The sequence below is a fragment of the Jiangella aurantiaca genome (genome assembly GCF_004349105.1).
In the GTDB taxonomy this organism is placed as follows: Bacteria; Actinomycetota; Actinomycetes; order Jiangellales; family Jiangellaceae; genus Jiangella; species Jiangella aurantiaca.
Map to the genome: position 1 here is coordinate 83,495 of NZ_SMLB01000009.1, position 19,489 is coordinate 102,983.

Sequence of the window (19,489 nt, forward strand, 5' to 3'; positions counted from 1 at the left end):
GTCATGAAGGAGGAGCCCGGCTACGCCCACGGACTACATCCAGGGGATGACACGGGCGCGCGTCGTCCGATCGCGGTACCCGAGATGGCTCCTGCGGCAGACGCGGCCGGCGCCGCCGCGCTCCTAGCGTCGAGCAGGCCACCCCGCGGACCCGAAGGAGCCGACCATGACCGTACCGATGATCACCGTACGCGCCGCCGCCCGCCAGTACGACGAGGGCCCACCGGCCCTGGACGACGTGTCGCTCACCGTCGTGCCGGGTGAGGCGGTCGCGATCCTGGGGCCGTCCGGCAGCGGTAAGTCCACGCTGCTCAACCTGATCGCCGGGCTGGACCGCCCGGACTCCGGCACCGTGACGGTGAACGGCGTCCGCGTCGACACCCTGAGCGAGACCGCGTCCGCGCGCTACCGGCGCGGCACGCTCGGGATGATCTTCCAGTTCTTCAACCTGCTCGACGACCTCACCGTGACCGAGAACGTCGTGCTGCCGGCGCAGCTCGCGGGCATGCCCCGTCGGGAGGCCCGGCGTCGGGCCGGCGAGCTGCTGGAGACCCTCGGGATCGACCGGCATGCGGGCGCGTATCCGGGCCGGCTGTCCGGCGGCGAGCGGCAGCGCGTCGCGGTCGCCCGGGCGCTGATGAACCGGCCGCCGCTGCTGCTGGCCGACGAGCCGACCGGCGCCCTGGACACCGCGTCGGGCGAGGACGTCATCGGGCTGCTCGCCGCCCTCAACGCCGACGGCCAGACGATCGTCGTCGTCACGCACGATGTCCGGCTGGCGCGGTCGTGCACGACCCGCACGATCGAGTTGGTGGACGGGCGAGTCGCCTCGGACGTCACCACCGGCGTCGCGGCGGAGCCGATCCGATGAGCGCGCTGGGCACGGTCGTGCGATCCGGTGTCGGACAGCGCCGCGTGCAGACCGTCGTCATCGCGCTGTCGACGACGATGGCGGTGACCGCGACGATCCTGGGCGGGTCGCTGCTGGTCGCGTCGGACGATCCGTTCGACGACGCATTCACCCGCTATCACGGCGCGCACCTCTCGGCTCAGTTCGACGGGAGCGCGGTGAGCGCCGCGGAGCTGTCGGCGTCGAGCGGTGCGGTCGACGGTGTGTCCGCCACGGCCGGGCCGTTCCCGATGGTGTCGGTTGTCCCGACCGTCGAGCTGCCGGCGAGCGAGGAGCCGCTCGGCGGACCCAACACCGGCCCGCCCGGGACGACGTCACCGATCACGGTCGTCGGGCGCGGGGATCCCGACGGTGAGGTCGACGACCTCGCGTTGACCGAGGGGGAGTGGGCGACCGAGCCGGACGAGATCGTCGTCGCCGCCGACCGTCCCGAGCCGCTGGGGACGACGTTGACGTTCGCCGATGTTCCCGGCAGCCCGACGCTGACGGTCGTCGGCAAGGCGCGCTCGGCGACCCGGACGGCGGACGCCTGGGCGACCCCGTCGGCGGTCGAGGCCCTGACGACGCCCGAGGCCGACCTCGCCTACCAGATGCTCTACCGGTTCGCCGACGCCGACACCGCGGCGGACGTGGCCGCGGGCCGGGATGCCGTGACCTCCGCCGTCGGCGCCGAGGCGATGACCGGGTCGCAGTCGTGGCTCGCTGTTCGAGAGGACCTCACCCGCGAGACGGCGTTGTTCGTGCCGTTCCTCGGCGCCTTCGGCCTGATCGGCCTGCTCATGTCGGTGCTGATCGTCGGGAACGTGATCGCGAGCGCGGTCGGCTCCGGCGCCCGCCGCATCGGGATTCTGAAGGCCCTGGGGTTCACGCCGTCGCAGGTCGTCCGCGGCTACGTCGTGCAGGCCCTCGTTCCCGCCGTCGTCGGCACGGTGCTCGGCGTCGTCGCCGGCAACCTGCTCGCCGTGCCGATCCTGGACCAGACGGAGACCGCATACGCGGCCTCCGGGCTGACCGTCGCGTGGTGGGTGAACGTCGCCGCGTCGGCCGGGATCCTGGTCGTCGTGGCAGCCACCGCGCTGGCCGCCGCGTGGCGGGCGGGACGGCTGCGCACGGTCGACGCGCTCGCGGTCGGGCGCACGCCGACGGCCGGCCGCGGGCTCGGTGCGTCCCGTCTGGCGGCCCGCCTGCCGGTGCCGCGGCCACTCAGCCTGGGTCTGGTCCGGCCGTTCGCCCGGCCAGCGCGCGCCGTCGCCATGGTGGCGAGCGTCGCGTTCGGTGCCACGGCCATCACCTTCACCGTCGGACTGAGTTCGTCGCTGAGCGAGGTCCTGGCCGCGACGGCCAACGACAGCGCCGACGTACGGATCCAGCCCATGATGATGCCGCAGGGACCCGGTGCGGAGAGCGGCGGCGGACCCCGCGAGACCGCCGACCACGGCGCCGTCGCCGCGGTGATCGAGGACCAGCCGGAAACAGCCGCCTACTACAGCACGGCGCGAACCGAGGTCACCGTGTCCGGGATGACCGGGGCGGTGGCGGTCGAGGCGTTCACCGGGGACGCGTCGTGGGGCGGCTACGAGATGATCTCCGGCCGCTGGATCGAGGGGGCCGGCGAGGTGGTCCTTCCGACGCCATTGCTGGCCGCGAGCGGGTCAGCCGTCGGCGACACCATCACGCTGAACCACGAGGGCGTCGCGATCCCGGTGCGCATCGTCGGCGAGGTGTTCGATACGACCGACGGCGGGAAGACCGTGTTCACCGACGCGGCGACGTTCGCCGACGCGGGCCGGCCGGTCACGCCGTTCGACTACCACGTGGCGCTGACCGGCGGCGCCGACGTCGGCGCGTACATCGACGCCGTCACCGCGGAGGTCGAGCCGCTCGGCTTCGCGGCCCTGCCCGGTAGCGAGGAGCAGGAGAGCAGCGTGACCGCGACGCTCAACGCGCTGGCCGCGATGCTGTCGTTGTTGCTGGTCACGGTCGCGGTGCTGGGTGTGCTGAACGGCGTCCTGCTCGACATCCGGGACCGGGTCCGCGAGCTCGGCATCCACAAGGCGCTCGGCATGGCGCCGCGCCAGACCATCGCCCTGGTGCTCGCGTCGGTCGCGCTGCCTGGCGTCGTGGGCGCCGCGATCGGCGTCCTGCTCGGCTACGTCCTGCACGCCGTCGTCATGCCGGCCATAGGAGACAGCGCCGGACTGCGGCTGCCGCAGGTGGTGACCGACGTGTACGGGCCGGGCCTGCTGGTCCTGCTCGGCGTCGCCGGTGTGCTGGTCGCGATCGCCGGCTCGCTCCCACCGGCCGGCTGGGCCGCCCGTACGCGCACGGCGACCGCGCTGCGGACCGAATAGGTGCCGGAGGGGCTCGGCGGGGCGGCGTTCACGTGCGCCAGCGGTCCTCGGGATCCCAGTCGCCGCGGTGAGGTCTCCGCCATGAGATGCCGAGCAGCAGCAGTGGTACACTTGGTACATGTCTGAAGCTCCCGTCGAATCGATCCGCCAGGTTCGCCAGCACCTGGCCGATGTCGTCGAGCGCGCGGCAAGCGCTACCCCCACCGTCATCACTCGACGTGGTCAGGCCGTGGCTGCGGTCGTATCGCTGGCGGACTATCAGAGACTGCGTGGTAGGGATGGCGGTTCGCACCGAGCCTGGGCGGCCCGTGTGGCGGCGCTGCCGCCGATCTCGGGTGAGGTCGACACGCTCGACGTGCTGCGTCTCGCTCGAGCCGAACGCGATGCCGACCTCGCGCAGTGATCATCGTTGACGCGTCGGTCGTTGCGGAGGCGCTACGAGATCACACGTCTGGATATATGAGCGTGCTGATGACCGGCGAGGCTGCGGCACCGGCACATGTCGACGCCGAGGTCCTGTCGGTCCTCCGCGGTCTTGTACGCGGTGGGCACCTGAAGGGCGAAGACCTACCCGCATACGTCGAGGCTCTGGCGACGGCTCCGATCGATCGGCTGGACGTCCCAGTGTTGTTGAGCACCGCGGTCACGATGTTCGACAACCTCAGCGCCTACGACGCGCTGTATGTGGCTGCTGCGATGCATCACGACGCACGCCTCGCCACCCGGGATCGCGGCATGGCCCAGATCGCCTCTCGGCTCGGTGTGCCACTGGTGGCTGTCACGTGATTCAGGGACTGCGCCAGCGGTCCTCGGGATCCCAGTCGCCGCGGTTGAGGTCGAGGTTCTCGGGAGTGTGCAACCGGACCATGGTGCGGTTCACGCCGGGGGCCGTGTGCTGCCTGGTCCCGAGCGACACCGCGATCATCACGAGGAACGCCAGCGGCATCGTCCAGGCGGCCGGCTGGGCGAGCAGCGCGCCGATCCAGCCGTCCTGGGGGCCGCCGAGGATGGTGACGACGACCGCGAGCGTGGACGTGCCGCCGCCGACCAGCAACCCGGCCACGGCACCCGGCCAGGTGAGCCGCCGCCACCAGATGCCGAGCAGCAGCAGTGGGCAGAACGACGACGCCGCGACGGCGAAGGCGAGCCCGACCACGTCGGCGATGCCGAGGAACGGGCTGGTCAGCGCGAGCCCGATCGGCACGAGCAGGGCCAGGAAGGCGCCCAGCCGGAACCCGGTGACCGGGCTGCGGACCCGGCTGTGCAGCAGGTCCTGTGACAGCACGCCGGCCACCGACACCGTCAGCCCCGACGACGTCGACAGGAACGCCGCGAACGCGCCCGCCGTCACCAGCATCGACAGCGCCTCGCCGGCCACGCCGTCGATCAGCCGGCCGGGGAGCACCAGCACGACGGCGTCGGTGCGGCCGGTGAGCAGCAGCTCCGGTGTGTACAGCCGGCCCAGCGCGCCGTAGACGCCGGGCAGCACGTAGAACACGCCGAGCAGCCCGAGCACCGCCAGCGTCGTGCGCCGCGCGGCCCGCCCGTCGGGGTTCGTGTAGAACCGCACCAGCACGTGCGGCAGCCCCATCGTCCCGAAGAACAACGCGACGATCAGCGAGTACGTCGCGTACAGCGGATGGTCGCCGCCCGCGGTCAGTGGCAGCGCCCACGACTCGCCGGTCATCGGGGTCAGCGACGACGCGTGCGGGATCGGCGCACCGGCCGGGAAGTCGAGCACTGTCCCGGCCTCGATGTCGTGCGACCCGGGCTCCAGCACCAGCTCCTCGCCGTCCGACGTCACCACGACTTGCGACGGCACGTCCACCGTCACGTCGATGGTCACCTCGACCGACGTCGCCTGCTCGAACACCGGCTCGCCGGGTGGCGCGAGCTCCGGCCGGCCGTCGTTCTGCCAGACCAGCAGCAGGAAGATCACCGGGACGGCGAGCGCAGTCAGCTTCAGCCAGTACTGGAACGCCTGGACGAACGTGATGCTGCGCATCCCGCCGGCGAGCACGCTCACCAGGACGACGAGCGCGACGACGACCGGGCCGGCCCACTGCGGCGCACCGGTGACGGTACGCAGCGTCAGCCCCGCCGCCTGGAACTGCGGCAGCAGGTACAGCCAGCCGATCGTGACGACGAGGATGCTCGCCGCCCGCCGAGCGTAGGCCGACTCCAGTCGCGCTTCGGCGAAGTCGGGCAACGTGTACGCCCCCGACCGCCGCAGCGGCGCGGCCACGAGCACCAGCAGCATCAGGTAGCCGGCGGTGTAGCCGACCGGGAACCACAGCATGTCCGTGCCGTACGCCAGCACCAGCCCGGCCACGCCCAGGAACGACGCCGCCGACAGGTACTCCCCGCCGATCGCCGACGCGTTCCACCACGGCGTCACGGTGCGGGAGGCGACGTAGAAGTCGCTGGTCGTGCGGGCGGCGCGGACGCCGTAGATGCCGATGAGCACGGTTGCGACCGACGTCAGGACGACCGCGACGATGCCGGCGGACGTGGTCACCGGCGGTTCACCATGTCGCCGAAGTCGCGCTCGACCCGCTCGGCCGCGCGGACGTAGAACCAGGCCGCCGCGACCAGCGCCGGATAGATCAGCCCGCCGAGCACCAGCCACGGCAGCGGCACCCCGGCCAGCTCGATCTCGCTGACCCGGGGCGCGATGGCGAACAGCAGCGGTAGTGTCGCCAGCAGGCCCAGCACGACGCCGGCGACGGCCAGGCTGAGCCGCAGCTGGGCGCGCAGCAGCGCTCGCATGTACACCTCGCCCAGCTGCGTCTGGGCGTCGATCTCCGCGGTCACCGCCCGTCGCCGGGCCGGTGGGCGGCGCCGTCGCGGTCCGGTGACGGTGACCCGCTCCGTCATGGCGTCACCGCGTCCCGCCGGCTCGCCGGACGAGCCGGTCGCGCAGCTCACGGGTGTGCCGCCGGCTCACCGGCAGCGTGGTGTCGCCGATGACGACGGTGTACCGCCCGCCGTCGGCGCGCAGCTCCTCGATGGACGTCAGCGCCACCAGGTAGCTGCGGTGGATGCGGACGAACCCGGCCGGCGCCCAGCGGTCCTCCAGCGTCGCGAGCGGCACCCGCAGCAGGTGGCTGCCACCGTCGGCGGTGTGCAACCGCGCGTAGTCGCCCTGCGCGCTGACGTAGGCGACCTCGCTGCGCCGGATGAACCGGGTGACGCCGCCCAGCTCGACGGAGATGGTCTCGTCGTCCGCCTCGTCGCCGGCCGACCGCGTGTCGCTGACCGCGTCGGTGGCCCGCCGGATCGCCTCGAACAGCCGCTCGCGCCGGTACGGCTTCATCACGTAGTCGACGGCCTGCAGGTCGAACGCGGTGACGGCGTGGTCGTCGTAGGCCGTGACGAAGACGACGGCGGGCGGGCGGCGGAAGCGAGCCAGCACGCGGGCGAGGTCGAGGCCGGACAGCCCGGGCATCCGGATGTCGAGGAAGACGGTGTCGACGTGCTGCTGCTCGAGCAGCCGCAGCGCCGCGGCGCCGTCGCCGGCGGTCAGCACCTGGCCGACGTGCTCGTTCTGCTCCAGCAGGTAGGCGAGCTCGGCCAACGCCGGTGGCTCGTCGTCGACCGCCAGAACGCTGAGCATGGCGGCGAGGCTAATGCCCGCTGACGGCGTAAGGCCAGAACTGGGCTGGGCCGGCGTCAGTTCGCGTGCACGCCTGGGCGGTACTTCGGGACCCGCAGGCTGACCTTCGTCCCGGCGCCGTGCGCGGTCTCGATGACCAGGCCGTACTCGTCGCCGAAGACGGCGCGCAGCCGTTCGTCGACGTTGCCGAGGCCGACGCGGTCACCGGCGGGGTCGCCGGCCAGCAGGCGCCGGGCCAGCTCGGGATCCATGCCGACGCCGTCGTCGTCGATGCTGATCAGGGCTTCGTTGCCGGCGTCCTCGGCGATGATCGTGATGTTGCCGGGGTCGGAGCGGCCCTCCAGCCCGTGCCGGACGGCGTTCTCGACCAGCGGCTGCAGGCACAGGAACGGCACGGCGACGGCGAGCACCTCGGGCGCGACCCGCAGCGTCACCGACAGCCGGTCGCCGAACCGGGCCTTCTCGAGCGTGAGGTACCGCTCGATCGAGCGCAGCTCCTCGGCCAGCGTCGTGAAGTCGCCGTGCCGCCGGAACGAGTACCGGGTGAAGTCGGCGAACTCCAGCAGCAGCTCGCGCGCGTGCTCGGGGTCGGTGCGCACGTACGACGCGATCGCGCCGAGCGCGTTGTAGATGAAGTGCGGCGAGATCTGCGCCCGCAGCGCCCGGATCTCCGCCTCGGCCAGCTTGGCCCGCTCGCGGTCGAACTCCGCGAGCTCGAGCTGCCCGGACACGAACCGGGCCACCTCCTCGACGGCGCGGACGAGGCCGGCGGACGGGCGCGCCGACGTGTACGCGATCAGCGCGCCCTCCACGCGGTCGTCCGTGGTCAGCGGGGCGGCGACGGCGTGCCGCACGGGGCAGTCCAGCCGGTCGCACTCGACGACGGCCGGGCCGAGCACGTCGGTGTTGCCGTCCAGCGCCCGGGCCGCGTGCCGCCGGACGTCGTGCACGTGCACGTTCGCGCCGGCGCCGTCCCAGGTGACGACGCCCTCGCCGTCGGTCAGCGCGAGCGCGGGTGTGGCCAGCAGTTCCCGCAGGTGCCGGACCGCCTTGTCCGCGCCGGCGGCCAGGCCGGCGCGGAGTTCGGGCGAGGCGAGGCTGGTGGTGTGCAGGATCCGGTACGTCGTCTGGTCCTCGGTGGTGCCCAGGACCAGCCGCGAGCGGACCAGACGGGTCAGCAGGACGGCCGCCAGCGACACCGCGATGACCGCGACGACGATGACGACGACCGGCGACTCCATGCCCGGACCCTACTGAGAACAGAAGTCTTGGAACCATTGTGCGGGTCTCCGACCCGATTCCGTGCGTTCGGGGGCCGGGCCGTGGGGTCGAGGCTCGGGGCCGGTGGCGTGGGTTGGCGAGCGGTTCACCCACGTCCGGCCACGACCCCTTCCCTGACGCTTCTGCCTGCGCACGCCCGCAGACGGTCGCGGTACGGGAACGTGTCGGTGAGCGTCGACTCGCTGTTTCGCCGAGCGGAAGAACGCCCAGCGAGGTGCACGGCGCAGCTCCGCCTCGCCGGCGCCGCTGCCGGTCCAGGCCTTCCTCACCGCGCTGCACGAGCTGGTCGCCCTCGAGCCCGCCTGGCCGGCCGGGGCGGAAGGGGGCCGGCCTACGACTGGAAGAACTCCAGCAGGTCGGCGTTGACCACGTCGGCGTGCGTGGTGGGCAGGCCGTGGGGGAGGTCCTCGTACGTCTTCAGGACCGCGTTCTTCAGCAACTCGGCCGACTTCGGGCCGGAGGCGACGTACGGAACGATCTGGTCGTCCTTGCTGTGGACGACCAGGACCGGGATCGAGATCTTCTTCAGGTCCTCGGTGAAGTCGGTCTGCGAGAACGCGACGATGCCGTCGTAGTGTGCCTTCGCACCGCCCATCATGCCCTGGCGCCACCAGTTCGCGATGATCGCCTCGGACGACTGCATGCCGGGCCGGTTGAAGCCGTAGAACGGACCCTCCGGAAGCGCGCGGTAGAACTGCGAGCGGTTGGCGGCCAGTTGCGCCTGCAGGTCATCGAAGACGTCCTTGGGCAGACCCTCCGGGTTGGCGGCGGTCTTCATCATCAGCGGCGGTACGGCGCAGAGCAGTGCGGCCTTGGCGGCCCGTCCCTCGCCGTGCCGGGCCAGGTAGTGCGTGACCTCACCGCCACCGGTCGAGTGGCCGACGTGAATCGCGTCGTGCAGGTCGAGGTGCTCGACGACCGCGGCCAGGTCGTCGGCGTAGTGGTCCATGTCGTGACCGTCGCCGGTCTGTGTTGACCGGCCGTGACCACGGCGGTCGTGGGCGATGACGCGGTACCCCTTGGACAGGAAGAACAGCATCTGGTTGTCCCAGTCGTCGGCGGACAACGGCCAGCCGTGACTGAAGACGATCGGCTGGCCCTCGCCCCAGTCCTTGTAGAAGATCTCCGTACCGTCGCTGGTGGTGATCGTTCCCACGGTTGCCCCCTCTTCGGAGCAGGTCGTCGAAGGCATGACTCGAACAGACCCAGGCTCCTCAGCACACCTCGGCCTTGGGCGCGGCGCCGCTCGTCCGCGGACCGGAAACCCCTTGTCGGCAACGGGTGCAGTGGACTTGCCACCCCCACGACACACTAACGGCGCTCCCGCCGGTTCCGACAGCCCCAGCGGTCGAGCAGTATCGGGCGGCGCGCGGACCGTGCGCTAGGAGGCGCCGACGGGCTGGCGGGCGGCGGGGATGACCAGCGGCGTGCCGGTCTCGGGGTCGTCGATGATCCGGCAGGCCAGCCCGAACACGTCGCGCACGAGGGTCTCGTCGACGATGGCCGCGGGCGCGCCCTCCGCGACGATCTCGCCGTCGCGCATGGCGATCAGGTGGGTGGCGTAGCGGCAGGCGTGGTTGAGGTCGTGCAGGACGGCGACCAGCGTGCGGCCGTGCGAGACGTGCAGGTCGTGGCAGAGGTCGAGCACCTCGATCTGGTGCGCGATGTCGAGGAACGTCGTCGGCTCGTCGAGCAGCAGGATCGGTGTCTGCTGCGCCAGCACCATCGCCAGCCAGACCCGCTGGCGCTGCCCGCCGGACAGCTCGTCGACCTGGCGGTGCCGCAGGTCGGTGATGCCGGTGTTCGCCATCGCCTCGGCGACCGCCGCGGTGTCGGCCGCGGACCATTGCCGGAACAGCCGCTGGTGCGGGTATCGGCCGCGGGAGACGAGATCCGCGACAGTGATGCCCTCGGGCGCGATGGAGGACTGCGGCAGCAGGCCGAGCCGGCGCGCCGCCTCCTTCGTCGAGTACTGGGTGATCAGCTGCCCGTCCAGGTGTACCGCCCCGGCCGACGGCTTGAGCATGCGGGCCAGCGCGCGCAGCAGCGTCGACTTGCCGCAGGCGTTGGGTCCGACGATCACCGTGAACGACCCGTCGGGGATCGACACGGACAGCTCGCGGGAGATGACCCGCTCGTCGTAGGCGAGCGTGAGGTCGTTCCCGTGCAGCCGGGGTTCAGACATGGTTGCGCCGCCCTTCCCGCGCGAGGAGCCAGACGAGGTAGAGACCGCCGATGCACACCGTCACCACGCCGACCGGCAGCGGCGTCGGCAGCACCCACTGGGCGACGAGGTCGCTGGCGCCCAGCAGCACGGCGCCCATCAGCGCCGCCGCGCCGACCGCTGCGCCGGACGCCCCCGTCAGCCGCCGGGCCAGGTGCGGTGCGGACAGTGCGATGAACGCGATCGGCCCGGCCGCCGCGACGGCGATGGCCGCGAGCACGGTCGCGGCGATGAGCATGCCCAGCCGGGTCCGCTCCGCGTTGCCGCCGAGCCCGGTCGCGGCGTCGTCGCCCATCTCGATCAGCCGCATCGGCCGGGACAGGACGGCGAGCAGCGGCACGACCACGGCGACGCCGATGCCGACGGCGACGACGTGGTCCCATGCGCGGGTGTTCAGCGACCCGGTCAGCCAGACCTGCGCGCTCGCCGCCTGGATCAGCTCGGCCCGCATGAGCATGTAATGAACGGCCGAGGTCAGCATGGCGCCGGCCGCGATACCGACGAGGATCAGCCGGAACCCTTGGACGCCGCGCTTGTAGGCCAGCAGGTAGACGGCGACCGCGGTGGCCAGTCCGCCGGCGACGGCGCCGCCGGCGACCTGCAGCATGCTGCCGCCGGTCACCAGGATCACGAACACGGCACCGGCCGACGCGCCGGACGTGAAGCCGATGACGTCGGGGCTGCCCAGCGGGTTGCGCGACAGGCTCTGGAACACCGCGCCCGACGCGCCGAGCGCGCCGCCGACCAGGAAGGCCACGAGCACCCGGGGGAGCCGGCGGCCGTTGACGATGAAGTCGGCCAGCGGGTCCGTCGGATTCCCGAACAGCGTCCGGATCACGTCGCCCGGCGAGATGGTGAAGTCGCCGACCGCCAGCGAGGTCACGAACACCGCGATCAGCACCGCGACGAGCAGCCCGCACATCAGCACGACCCGGCGGTCGAACCGGACGGACAGCTCGCCGGGCGCGCGCAGCACGTAGCCGGTCGGCGACAGGTCGGTCGGTGCGACGGCGAGCCGCCGGCGAGTGGCGGCGGGCGTGGTCGGGGCCGTCACGACGACACCATCCGGCGGCGGCGGACCAGCACGATGAGGACCGGGCCGCCGATGACCGTCGTGACGATGCCGACCTGCAGCTCGCCGGTCCCGAGCACGACGCGGCCCACGATGTCCGACGCCAGCAGCAGGATCGGCGAGACGACCAGGCAGAACGGCAGGATCCAGCGCTGGTCCGGGCCGGTGAACGCGCGCACGATGTGCGGCACCATCAGCCCGACGAACGCGATCGGCCCGATCGCCGCGGTCGCCGCCCCGCAGAGCAGCGTCACCGCAAGCACGCCGATCACCCGGGACAGCAGCACGTTGACGCCGAGCGCCGCCGCGGTGTCGTCGCCGAGCGCCATCGCGTCCAGCGTCCGGGCCAGTCCCAGCGCGAGCAGCACCCCGACCACGACGAACGGCAGCACCGAGCCGACGGTCCCGGCGTCGCGGCCGGCCAGCGAGCCGACCTGCCAGAACCGGTAGACGTCGAGCACCTCCGGGTCCATGATCACCATGGCCTGGGTGAACCCGAGAAGCACCGCCGCCAGCGCGATGCCGGACAGCGCCAGCCGCACCGGCGACGCCTGCCCCCGTCCGACCGAGGCCAGGGCGTAGACGACGATGCTGGCGAGCGCCGCGCCGGCGAAGGCGAACCAGATGTAGCCGTACAGGCTCATCGACCCGAACAGCGTCACGCCGAGCACGACGGCGAACGTGGCGCCGGCGTTGACGCCGAGGATGCCGGGGTCGGCGAGCGGGTTGCGGGTCAGCGCCTGCATGAGCGCGCCGGCCAGGCCGAGCGCGATGCCGCAGATCACGCCGAGGAGCGTCCGGTTCACCCGCATGTCCCCGACGATGACCTGGTTGTTCGCGTCGCCGGAGTCGAACAGCGCCCGCACGACGTCGTCCAGCGGGATGTACTTCGCGCCGATCGCGATGCTGGCCAGGCAGGTCACCGCCAGCACCGTCGCGCAGACCGCCAGCCACAGCAGCCGGCCGCGGGTCGTGCGGACAAGCCCGGCTGCCGCAGTGGCGGCGTCGGCCGCGGTGCCGCCGGACGGCGGCTCGGGCGGCCGGTCGACGACGGGAGCGGGCATGAGCAGAGGCTAACCTTACTCGCCCCGGCGCGCGAATCCGTCCCGTCCGTCCACGTCCGGAGCAGATTGTCCGCAGCCGCGTCCGGCGCCGCCGCCGTCAGTCGCGGCGGGCGTCAGCCGCGCATTGAGCGGAAGCAGTGCGTCAGGTACGGAAGCACGAGGCCGTCCGGGCCGGCGACGCGGTCGTAGAGCGCGCCGACGCGGGCGAGCACCGCGTCCCGTTGCGGTGCGGCCAGGATGGCGATGTACGAGCGCGACGCGACCAGGCCGAGCAGGCCGTCGCGGTCCAGCCGCTGCTCGTGCCGGAACGTCCGCTGCTCCACCGGCCCGAACGGCGGGATCACCTGCGGGTCGTCGGCTCGGCGGACCTCGTGGTCGCCGAACATCGACCAGAGCTCGTCCACCCACCCGACGGAGTCGTCGCGGAGGTTCCAGACCAGGCCGAGCCGTCCGCCGTGCCGCAACACGCGCGCGATCTCGGGCAGCGCCGACGCCGGGTCGAACCAGTGATACGCCTGACCGGCCGTCACCACGTCGACCGTCGCGTCGTCCAGCGGCAGCCGCTCCGCCGACCCGGCCCGTGCGTCGACGTCGGGCAGCGCGGCTCGCAACCGGGCGAGCATCGGTTCGGACGGGTCGACCGCGACGACGTCGTGCCCCGCGGAGACGAGCGACCTCGTCAGCTTGCCGGTCCCGGCGCCGAGGTCGAGGACGCGCACGGGCCGGTCGCCGGTGAGCCAGCGCACCGCCTCGTCCGGGTAGCCGGGCCGCGTGCGTTCGTACAGGTCGGCGACGCCGCCGAAGGAGGTGGCCCGCAGGTGGAACTCGTCGGTCGTCACCCCGTGACTGTAACTCCGTCGCGGGGGGTTGTCGTCGGAACGGTCGCGATATATCGTCTAAATATCGCGACCGTTTCGATGGGAGAGTGGGTGAACACGATGCACGGACGACGCGGAGGTCACGGCTCCGGGCCGTGGGACATGTTCGGAGGAGGGGGCCGCGGCTCCTGGGGCGGACCGCCGTGGGGCGGTGGCCCGTGGGGCGGGCCGCCGCCCTGGGCGCGACGGGGTCCGAAGGCGCGTCGCGGCGACATCCGCGCGGCGATCCTCGGGGTGCTGGCCGACCGGCCGATGAACGGCTACCAGATGATCCAGGAGATCGCCGAACGCAGCGGCGGCATGTGGAAGCCGAGCCCCGGCTCGATCTACCCGACGCTGCAGCAGCTCGAGGACGAGGGCCTGGTCCGCGCCGAGGAGGAGAACGGACGGCGGACGTTCCGGCTCACGCCGGAGGGCGAGGAGTACGTCCGGGCGCACGCCGCCGAGGTCAACGCGCCGTGGGAGTCGATGTCGGCGAGCGCCGAGGGTGAGGACGCGGCCGGGCTGCGTCCGCTGATCGGCCAGACGGCGTCGGCGCTGTGGCAGATCATGGCGACCGGCAGCGCGGACCAGCAGGCTCGCGCCCGCGACGTGCTGTCCGACACCCGGCGCAAGCTGTACGGCATCCTCGCCGACGGCGACGACGACAACGAAGGCGGTCCCCGATGAGCGGGCCGGCGCTCCGGGTCGGCGACGCCGAGCGCGACGCCGCTGTGGCGGCCCTCGGCGAGCACTTCGCCGCGGGCCGGCTCACCAAGGACGAGTTCGACGAGCGGTCCGGCCGCGCGTGGTCCGCACGCTACGCCGACGATCTGGACGAGCTCTTCACCGACCTGCCGCAGCCGGTCGCCGTCCGGTTCGAGTCCGAGCCACGGCCGCGGGCGCGCGGACCCCGGCCCTTGCCTCGCCTTCTGGTCACGCTGCCGCTGGCGATGATGGCCTTCGGCGGGCTGCTGTTCCTGATCGTCGCGACGGCGCCGTGGCTGCTGTTCGTCTTCGGCATGCTGTTCCTCTTCGGCGGGCCGCCCTGGCGGCGTCGGCACTGGCACTGGCACGACGGCGGCGGCACCCGGTCCGGCTGGGGACCGCCGAGCCGCGAGGACCGGTTCTCCGGTCGCCGTGACTGGCCGCCGGCCCGTCCAGGCTGGGGCCCGCAGCCGCGCAACGGCTGGGCGTCCGGCCGCTAGCCCGATCTGCTGGCCGGGAGGCGCGAGATGACCGGATGGACGGCGGCGGACGTCCCCGACCAGCACGGACGCACGGTGGTCGTCACCGGCGCGACCAGCGGACTAGGCGCCGAGACGACCCGGGTGCTGGCCGGCGCCGGCGCGACGGTGATCATGGCGTGCCGCGACCCGGACAAGGCGCGGGCCGCGGCCAACGGGATCGCGGGCGCCATCGAGGTGCGCCGGCTCGACCTGGCCGATCTGGCATCGGTGCGGGCGTTCGCCGCCGGCCTCGATCGCGACGTCGACGTGCTGATCAACAACGCCGGTGTCATGGCGGTGCCGCGCGGCGCCACGGCCGACGGCTTCGAGCGGCACCTCGGCGTGAACCACCTCGGGCCGTTCGCGCTGACCGGCCTGCTGGCCGACCGGGTGCGCGACCGGGTAGTCACGGTAGCGAGCGGACTGCACGTGCTCGGCCGGGTCCGCGACGACGTGAACTGGGAGCGCCGCCGCTATCAGCGCTGGCTGGCCTACGCACAGTCCAAGCTGGCCAACCTGCTGTTCGCGTTCGAGCTGCAGCGGCGACTCGCCGGGGCGGGCCGGCGGACGGTGTCCGTCGCCGCTCATCCGGGGGTCGCCGCGACCGAGGGACAGCGCCGCGACACCTCGCTGCAGGGAAAGCTGCTGGCCGGCGGGCCGGCGCAGAGCCCGGAGATGGGGGCGCTGCCGATCCTGTACGCGGCGACCGCACCGGATGTCCAGGGTGGTGTGTGCATCGGGCCGGACGGGTTCCTGCAGCGCCGCGGCCATCCGGCGGTGGTCGGCACCAGCCTCCGGTCACGCGACGCCGATCGCGCCGCGTGGCTGTGGAAGCGCTCGGAGCAGCTGACCGGCGTCCGCTACGCCATCCAGCCGCCCGGCGATGTCCGGTGATCGTGGTCTGTGGGCCGGGGCCCTCCGTCAGCCGAGGTCGACCGGCGACTCGGCCAGCACCGCGGCCAGCGACAGCAGCGGCGTCCGCTGGAACGCGCCCGCGTGCTCGAACCCCTCCGCCCGCAGCCACACCACCGACGAGTCGCCTGTCTAGGCTGGCCGCATGGACGATCCGCTCGCGGGGGTGCTCACCCTGACCGGCGTGGGAGCGGCGGCCGCGCAGGCCCGCAGCTCCGTCGACGCGTTGCTGCGGCACCCGGCCCTGCGCCGCGACGCCGGCCGGGTGGCGGCGCTGTCGGCGTTACGCGGTGCGCAGGCGTCGGCCGCGCTCGACGGCGGCGACCCGGACGCCGTCGACGATCCGGTGCTGCAGGGTGCGCTGCGGGTCACGGCGGCGGTGCCCGAGCTCGCCCAGGTGTGGGGACGCTCGCCCCGGCAGGCGCTGGCTCGGCTGCACATGCTGGCCGCACGCGATCTGGTCTCCGATGCCGATCAGTTGGGGCGGCCGCGGGCGTCGGCGGATGCCGTGCGGCTGGACCAGCTGCTGCGCCTGGTGACCGCCCGGACGGCGGCGCCGGGTGTGGTGGTGGCGGCGCTCGTGCACGGAGAGCTGCTGGCACTGCGCACCTTCGGGATCGCGGACGGCGTGGTCGCGCGAGCAGCGGAACGGGTGGTCCTGGTCGCGTCGGGGGTCGACACCAAGGCGGTGAGTGTCCCGGAGGCCGGGCACCTCGCGCTCGAGCGGGCGTATGTGCCGCTGGCGCAGGCGTATGCCGGCGGCGCGCTGGACGGGGTGGGTGCGTGGATCCGTCAGTGCGCCGGCGCGTATGCGCGCGGCGCCGAGGTCGGGCTCACGCTGGCCGAGCAGGTGCGGACGGCAGCCTCCGAGGCCGGCTGATTCCGCTGGTGCGGTGTCTACCGAGGGGCGTCCCGCACGTGCGAGCGGCGCCCCGCGTGAGGTAGGGCGCCGCCGCTGACACGGCTAAGACGGGTTACCAGAGCGTGCATCGCGTCCGTCGCCCCGGCATTCCCGGGGACGACTGCCCGTACATGGGTGGATCGCCGCGTGGGTTCCCCTCCGCCGTGCTGTGGACCTTGCGGTCCGTACTTCGTTTCTAGGTCATCGCGGGGGCTGGGCGAAAGGGCAATGGGCAGATCTTTACGTTTCGCAGACGCGGACCGCCAGGCGGACCAACTCGATCAGCGTTGGGTTACCCAGCGGCTGCGAGACACGAGTGTCCATGCTCTCGTTCCGGATGTTGACCGCCACGGTCGCCTCGGCGAATCGGGCGGCGCCCTCGCAGTCGGTGACTGTCCACAGCGTCTCGACCTGCACCGTCTGGCCGGCCTCGACATCGATGGGCAGCGGGTCGGTGGTCATGGCGAAGCCCGGGGTCGTGGTCTCCATGGCGGTGACGGTGAGCGGCTCGTCGGCGCCGTTGGTCACCGGCAGGACGATGTGCGCGCCGCTGGCGTCGGACGAGACGGTGCGGGTGTCGCCGATGAAGACGCCGGTGCCGCTGTCGGACTCGCAGCCGCCCTGCCAGGCCCAGATCAGCTGGTCGTCGCCCGGCTGGCCGGTCACGACGACCGACTGCCGGCCTGAGCCGGTGCGGACGTGGACCTGCAGCGTTCCCGGCGGACGGGTGGTGCAGTCGGCTTCGACGGTGGTCTCCACGCGGACCCATTCACCCGGTGCCGCCGTGACGGGGTCGTCTCCACCCTCGGCGTCCACCGACCGGAAGCCGTCGACGTCGATGGAGAGGATCTCCAGCTCACGGGGGCCGGTGTTGATCAGGTTGATGTACAGCCGCTGCGCGTCGGAGGACAGCGGCGAGCCGTACTCGACGTCGACCGTGCCGCGGACGAGGTCGACCTCGGCGTACTCCGCGGCGTCGTTGCGGGCGTTGTTGGCGACGATGCCCACGACGGCGCCTACGACCAGCGCCGCGCCGAGTCCGGCCCACAGCCGCCATCGCGGCGTCGGGCCGGCGGACTCGCCGTCGTCATCGGTGGACGCCGGACCGACGGTGCCCAGCTCCAGGGGCACGGTTCGTTCGTCGTCGGCCTCCATGGACCGATTGTGGCCCCGACCTGCTGATCGGGACATCACGCGGCGGTCACGGTTCGTTCCGTTTGCGAGGTCTGCATATCGGGGCCATGATCGGAAACCATGGTGAACCGGGGGAACCGGCTCAGATACGTCATGTGGATCGTTCTGGCCGGCGTCGTGGCGCTGCTTGCAGCGCTGATCGTGGCGATCGCGATGGACATTCAGATCTCCACCGCGACCTCGGCCACGATCCTCGCGGCCTGCGGCGTCATCTCCGCGGCGCTCGTCGTCGGCTCGCGGGCGCTTGCGCAGCAGCCTGTTCGTACCGACCAGGCGGCCGACTCCGGACAGGTCACCGATCCCTCGGCGGGCAACATCTCCAACTGGATGTTCCTCGCCGACGCCTACGTGGAGCGACGGGAGTTCGAGTCGGCGGAACGCTTCTACCGCCGCGCCGCCGACGCCGGCCACGTCCCCGCAATGGCCCGCCTCGGCGAGGTCCTCTACGAACTCGGCCGCGACGACGAGGCGGCGTACTACCGCGACAAGGCACGCGAACTCGGCGGCTGACTCTCATCGGCGACGGGTGGAGCCGTCGGGACGCCGCGGCTGCAGCGGACGGTCGCCCGGCTGTCTTCGAGCTCGAGGGGCAGCACGCCCGCAGCCGATACCGTCGATCCAAAGGTCTCAGGAGCGGCGCCGCCGGACGGCGTACCAGGCCAGCCCCGCGGCGGCCGCCCCCGCACTGATCGCCGCCGCCGCGATGGCCGGCTTCGGCGCGTCGCGGATCGATGCCCTCTGGCGCAACGCGACCGGCTTCGAGAAGACGAGGACGGGCCAGCCGTTGTCGGCGGCGGCGCGGCGCAGCGCGCGGTCGGGGTTGACGGCGTACGAGTGGCCGACCGCCTCGAGCATGGGCAGGTCGGTCGCGGAGTCGGTGTAGGCGTAGCTGCGGCTGAGGTCGTAGCCCTTGTCCTTGGCCAGCTCGCGGATCGCCTCGGCCTTGTTGTCGCCGTAGGCGTAGTAGTCGATCTCGCCGGTGTACTTGCCGTCGTCGCCGACGACCATGCGGGTCGCGATGACGCGGTCGGCGCCGAGCATGTCGCCGATCGGCTCGACGACCTCCGCGCCACTCGACGACACCACGACCACTTCGCGGCCGGCCAGGTGATGTTCCTCGATCAGCGTGACCGCCTCGTCGTACACGATCGGGTCGACGATCGTGTGCAGCGTCTCGGCCACGATGTCCTTGACCACCTGCACGTCCCAGCCTGTGACCAGGCCGGACAGGTACTCGCGCATGCGCTCCATCTGATCGTGGTCGGCGCCGCCCACGAGGTAGACGAACTGGGCGTACGCACTGCGCAGCACAGCTCGACGGTTGATCAGACCGCCCTGGTAGAAGCTCTTGGAGAAGGCCAGCGTGCTCGACTTCGCGATGATCGTCTTATCGAGGTCGAAGAACGCCGCGGTCGCAGTGCGGTCGTCATTGTCCACGAGGAACGAGGATATCGATCTCCTGCCTGGGCGCTGCGCAGGCGGCTCCGTGACGGTGCGGATTAAAAAGTCGTCACGTGTGTTTGGCCCGAGTCGTCGTTGGGGACGATGCGTTTTGGCGGCACCCCCCCGCCGCCTTTTGACCCGGCCCGCCCCCCTGGCCGGGTCCCGCACGGCTCCTGCCTCCCACCCGGCAGGGGCCGTGTCTTTTTGTGGCACCGGTTTCATCCCGCTGTCGTCGCCTGACGGGGACGGTTTCCGGCCCGCTTCGCCAGGCGTTCTACCGCTCTACCAGGCATGCATACCTGCTGCACCGGTCGACGAAGAGGGCGGTTGTCCACAAGCACGTCGAAATTCGCGGAGTTGTCCACATTTCGTGGATCGGCCGGCCAGCGAACGGCTCGCGGAGGCAAGGGTGGAAGGGAGTTCCGCCCCATCCCC

Annotated in this window: 20 protein-coding genes; 9 read left to right on the forward strand and 11 right to left on the reverse strand. The window is 72.3% G+C overall.

The window, feature by feature from the left end; genetic code table 11:
• The first annotated feature begins 166 nt into the window (after positions 1-166).
• From E1262_RS09455 to E1262_RS09470, 4 genes are all read left to right on the forward strand, one after another.
• Positions 167-871 (forward strand): ABC transporter ATP-binding protein, encoded by a 705-nt coding sequence (locus E1262_RS09455; RefSeq protein WP_132102878.1) that lies wholly within the window; start codon positions 167-169, stop codon positions 869-871.
• Complete coding sequence (locus E1262_RS09460) at positions 868-3,261, forward strand: ABC transporter permease (RefSeq protein ID WP_203453714.1); 2,394 nt, start codon at positions 868-870, stop codon at positions 3,259-3,261. Before E1262_RS09455 ends, E1262_RS09460 begins: the two co-directional genes overlap by 4 nt.
• A gap of 118 nt (positions 3,262-3,379) precedes the next feature.
• On the forward strand, positions 3,380-3,664 hold the full coding sequence (locus tag E1262_RS09465; RefSeq protein ID WP_132102879.1) for a type II toxin-antitoxin system Phd/YefM family antitoxin: 285 nt from the start codon (positions 3,380-3,382) through the stop codon (positions 3,662-3,664).
• Positions 3,661-4,047, forward strand: a complete 387-nt coding sequence (locus E1262_RS09470; RefSeq protein WP_132102880.1) for a type II toxin-antitoxin system VapC family toxin — start codon at positions 3,661-3,663, stop codon at positions 4,045-4,047. The genes E1262_RS09465 and E1262_RS09470 overlap by 4 nt, the downstream gene beginning before the upstream one ends.
• A 1-nt stretch (position 4,048) precedes the next feature.
• Here E1262_RS09470 and E1262_RS09475 read toward each other — a convergent pair whose 3' ends face one another.
• The 9 genes from E1262_RS09475 to E1262_RS09515 all read right to left on the reverse strand — a co-directional run bounded on the left by E1262_RS09475 (position 4,049) and on the right by E1262_RS09515 (position 13,357).
• Entirely contained in the window at positions 4,049-5,779 is a 1,731-nt protein-coding gene (locus tag E1262_RS09475; RefSeq protein WP_132102881.1) for a sodium/solute symporter, read from the reverse strand.
• The gene (locus E1262_RS09480; RefSeq protein ID WP_132102882.1) at positions 5,776-6,138 is read right to left on the reverse strand and encodes a hypothetical protein; all 363 of its coding nucleotides are present in this window, start codon (positions 6,136-6,138) and stop codon (positions 5,776-5,778) included. The genes E1262_RS09475 and E1262_RS09480 overlap by 4 nt, the downstream gene beginning before the upstream one ends.
• Positions 6,139-6,142: 4 nt before the next feature.
• Positions 6,143-6,877 carry a LytR/AlgR family response regulator transcription factor gene (locus tag E1262_RS09485; RefSeq protein ID WP_132102883.1) on the reverse strand — a complete coding sequence of 245 codons (735 nt, stop codon included), beginning with the start codon at positions 6,875-6,877 and terminating at the stop codon, positions 6,143-6,145.
• A 56-nt stretch (positions 6,878-6,933) separates the two neighbouring features.
• Positions 6,934-8,118: a sensor histidine kinase gene (locus E1262_RS09490; RefSeq protein ID WP_132102884.1), complete on the reverse strand. Its 1,185-nt coding sequence runs from the start codon at positions 8,116-8,118 to the stop codon at positions 6,934-6,936.
• A 371-nt stretch (positions 8,119-8,489) separates the two neighbouring features.
• Positions 8,490-9,314, reverse strand: a complete 825-nt coding sequence (locus E1262_RS09495; RefSeq protein WP_132102885.1) for an alpha/beta fold hydrolase — start codon at positions 9,312-9,314, stop codon at positions 8,490-8,492.
• Positions 9,315-9,539: 225 nt separating this feature from the next.
• Entirely contained in the window at positions 9,540-10,343 is an 804-nt protein-coding gene (locus E1262_RS09500; RefSeq protein ID WP_132102886.1) for an ABC transporter ATP-binding protein, read from the reverse strand.
• Positions 10,336-11,436 (reverse strand): FecCD family ABC transporter permease, encoded by a 1,101-nt coding sequence (locus E1262_RS09505; protein WP_238992884.1) that lies wholly within the window; start codon positions 11,434-11,436, stop codon positions 10,336-10,338. Before E1262_RS09505 ends, E1262_RS09500 begins: the two co-directional genes overlap by 8 nt.
• A complete protein-coding gene (locus tag E1262_RS09510) occupies positions 11,433-12,518 on the reverse strand; it encodes a FecCD family ABC transporter permease (RefSeq protein WP_132102887.1) in 1,086 nt (361 codons plus the stop codon). The genes E1262_RS09505 and E1262_RS09510 overlap by 4 nt, the downstream gene beginning before the upstream one ends.
• 113 nt (positions 12,519-12,631) lie before the next feature.
• Positions 12,632-13,357 (reverse strand): class I SAM-dependent methyltransferase, encoded by a 726-nt coding sequence (locus E1262_RS09515; RefSeq protein WP_132102888.1) that lies wholly within the window; start codon positions 13,355-13,357, stop codon positions 12,632-12,634.
• Positions 13,358-13,456: 99 nt separating this feature from the next.
• Here E1262_RS09515 and E1262_RS09520 point away from each other — a divergent pair, with 99 nt between their 5' ends.
• From E1262_RS09520 to E1262_RS09535, 4 genes are all read left to right on the forward strand, one after another.
• Complete coding sequence (locus tag E1262_RS09520; protein ID WP_203453715.1) at positions 13,457-14,065, forward strand: PadR family transcriptional regulator; 609 nt, start codon at positions 13,457-13,459, stop codon at positions 14,063-14,065.
• Positions 14,062-14,583: a DUF1707 SHOCT-like domain-containing protein gene (locus E1262_RS09525; protein WP_132102890.1), complete on the forward strand. Its 522-nt coding sequence runs from the start codon at positions 14,062-14,064 to the stop codon at positions 14,581-14,583. Before E1262_RS09520 ends, E1262_RS09525 begins: the two co-directional genes overlap by 4 nt.
• A 27-nt stretch (positions 14,584-14,610) precedes the next feature.
• A complete protein-coding gene (locus E1262_RS09530) occupies positions 14,611-15,498 on the forward strand; it encodes an oxidoreductase (protein WP_132102891.1) in 888 nt (295 codons plus the stop codon).
• 163 nt (positions 15,499-15,661) lie between these two features.
• Complete coding sequence (locus tag E1262_RS09535) at positions 15,662-16,396, forward strand: oxidoreductase (protein ID WP_132102892.1); 735 nt, start codon at positions 15,662-15,664, stop codon at positions 16,394-16,396.
• A 261-nt stretch (positions 16,397-16,657) separates the two neighbouring features.
• Here the strand turns inward: E1262_RS09535 and E1262_RS30240 are convergent, their stop codons facing one another.
• The gene (locus tag E1262_RS30240; RefSeq protein ID WP_162605837.1) at positions 16,658-17,572 is read right to left on the reverse strand and encodes a hypothetical protein; all 915 of its coding nucleotides are present in this window, start codon (positions 17,570-17,572) and stop codon (positions 16,658-16,660) included.
• Positions 17,573-17,671: 99 nt separating this feature from the next.
• Between E1262_RS30240 and E1262_RS09545 the strand changes: the two genes are divergently transcribed.
• A complete protein-coding gene (locus E1262_RS09545) occupies positions 17,672-18,121 on the forward strand; it encodes a tetratricopeptide repeat protein (protein WP_132102893.1) in 450 nt (149 codons plus the stop codon).
• Between the two features lie 117 nt (positions 18,122-18,238).
• Here E1262_RS09545 and E1262_RS09550 read toward each other — a convergent pair whose 3' ends face one another.
• A complete protein-coding gene (locus tag E1262_RS09550) occupies positions 18,239-19,048 on the reverse strand; it encodes an HAD family hydrolase (protein ID WP_238992885.1) in 810 nt (269 codons plus the stop codon).
• Positions 19,049-19,489: the final 441 nt, after the last annotated feature.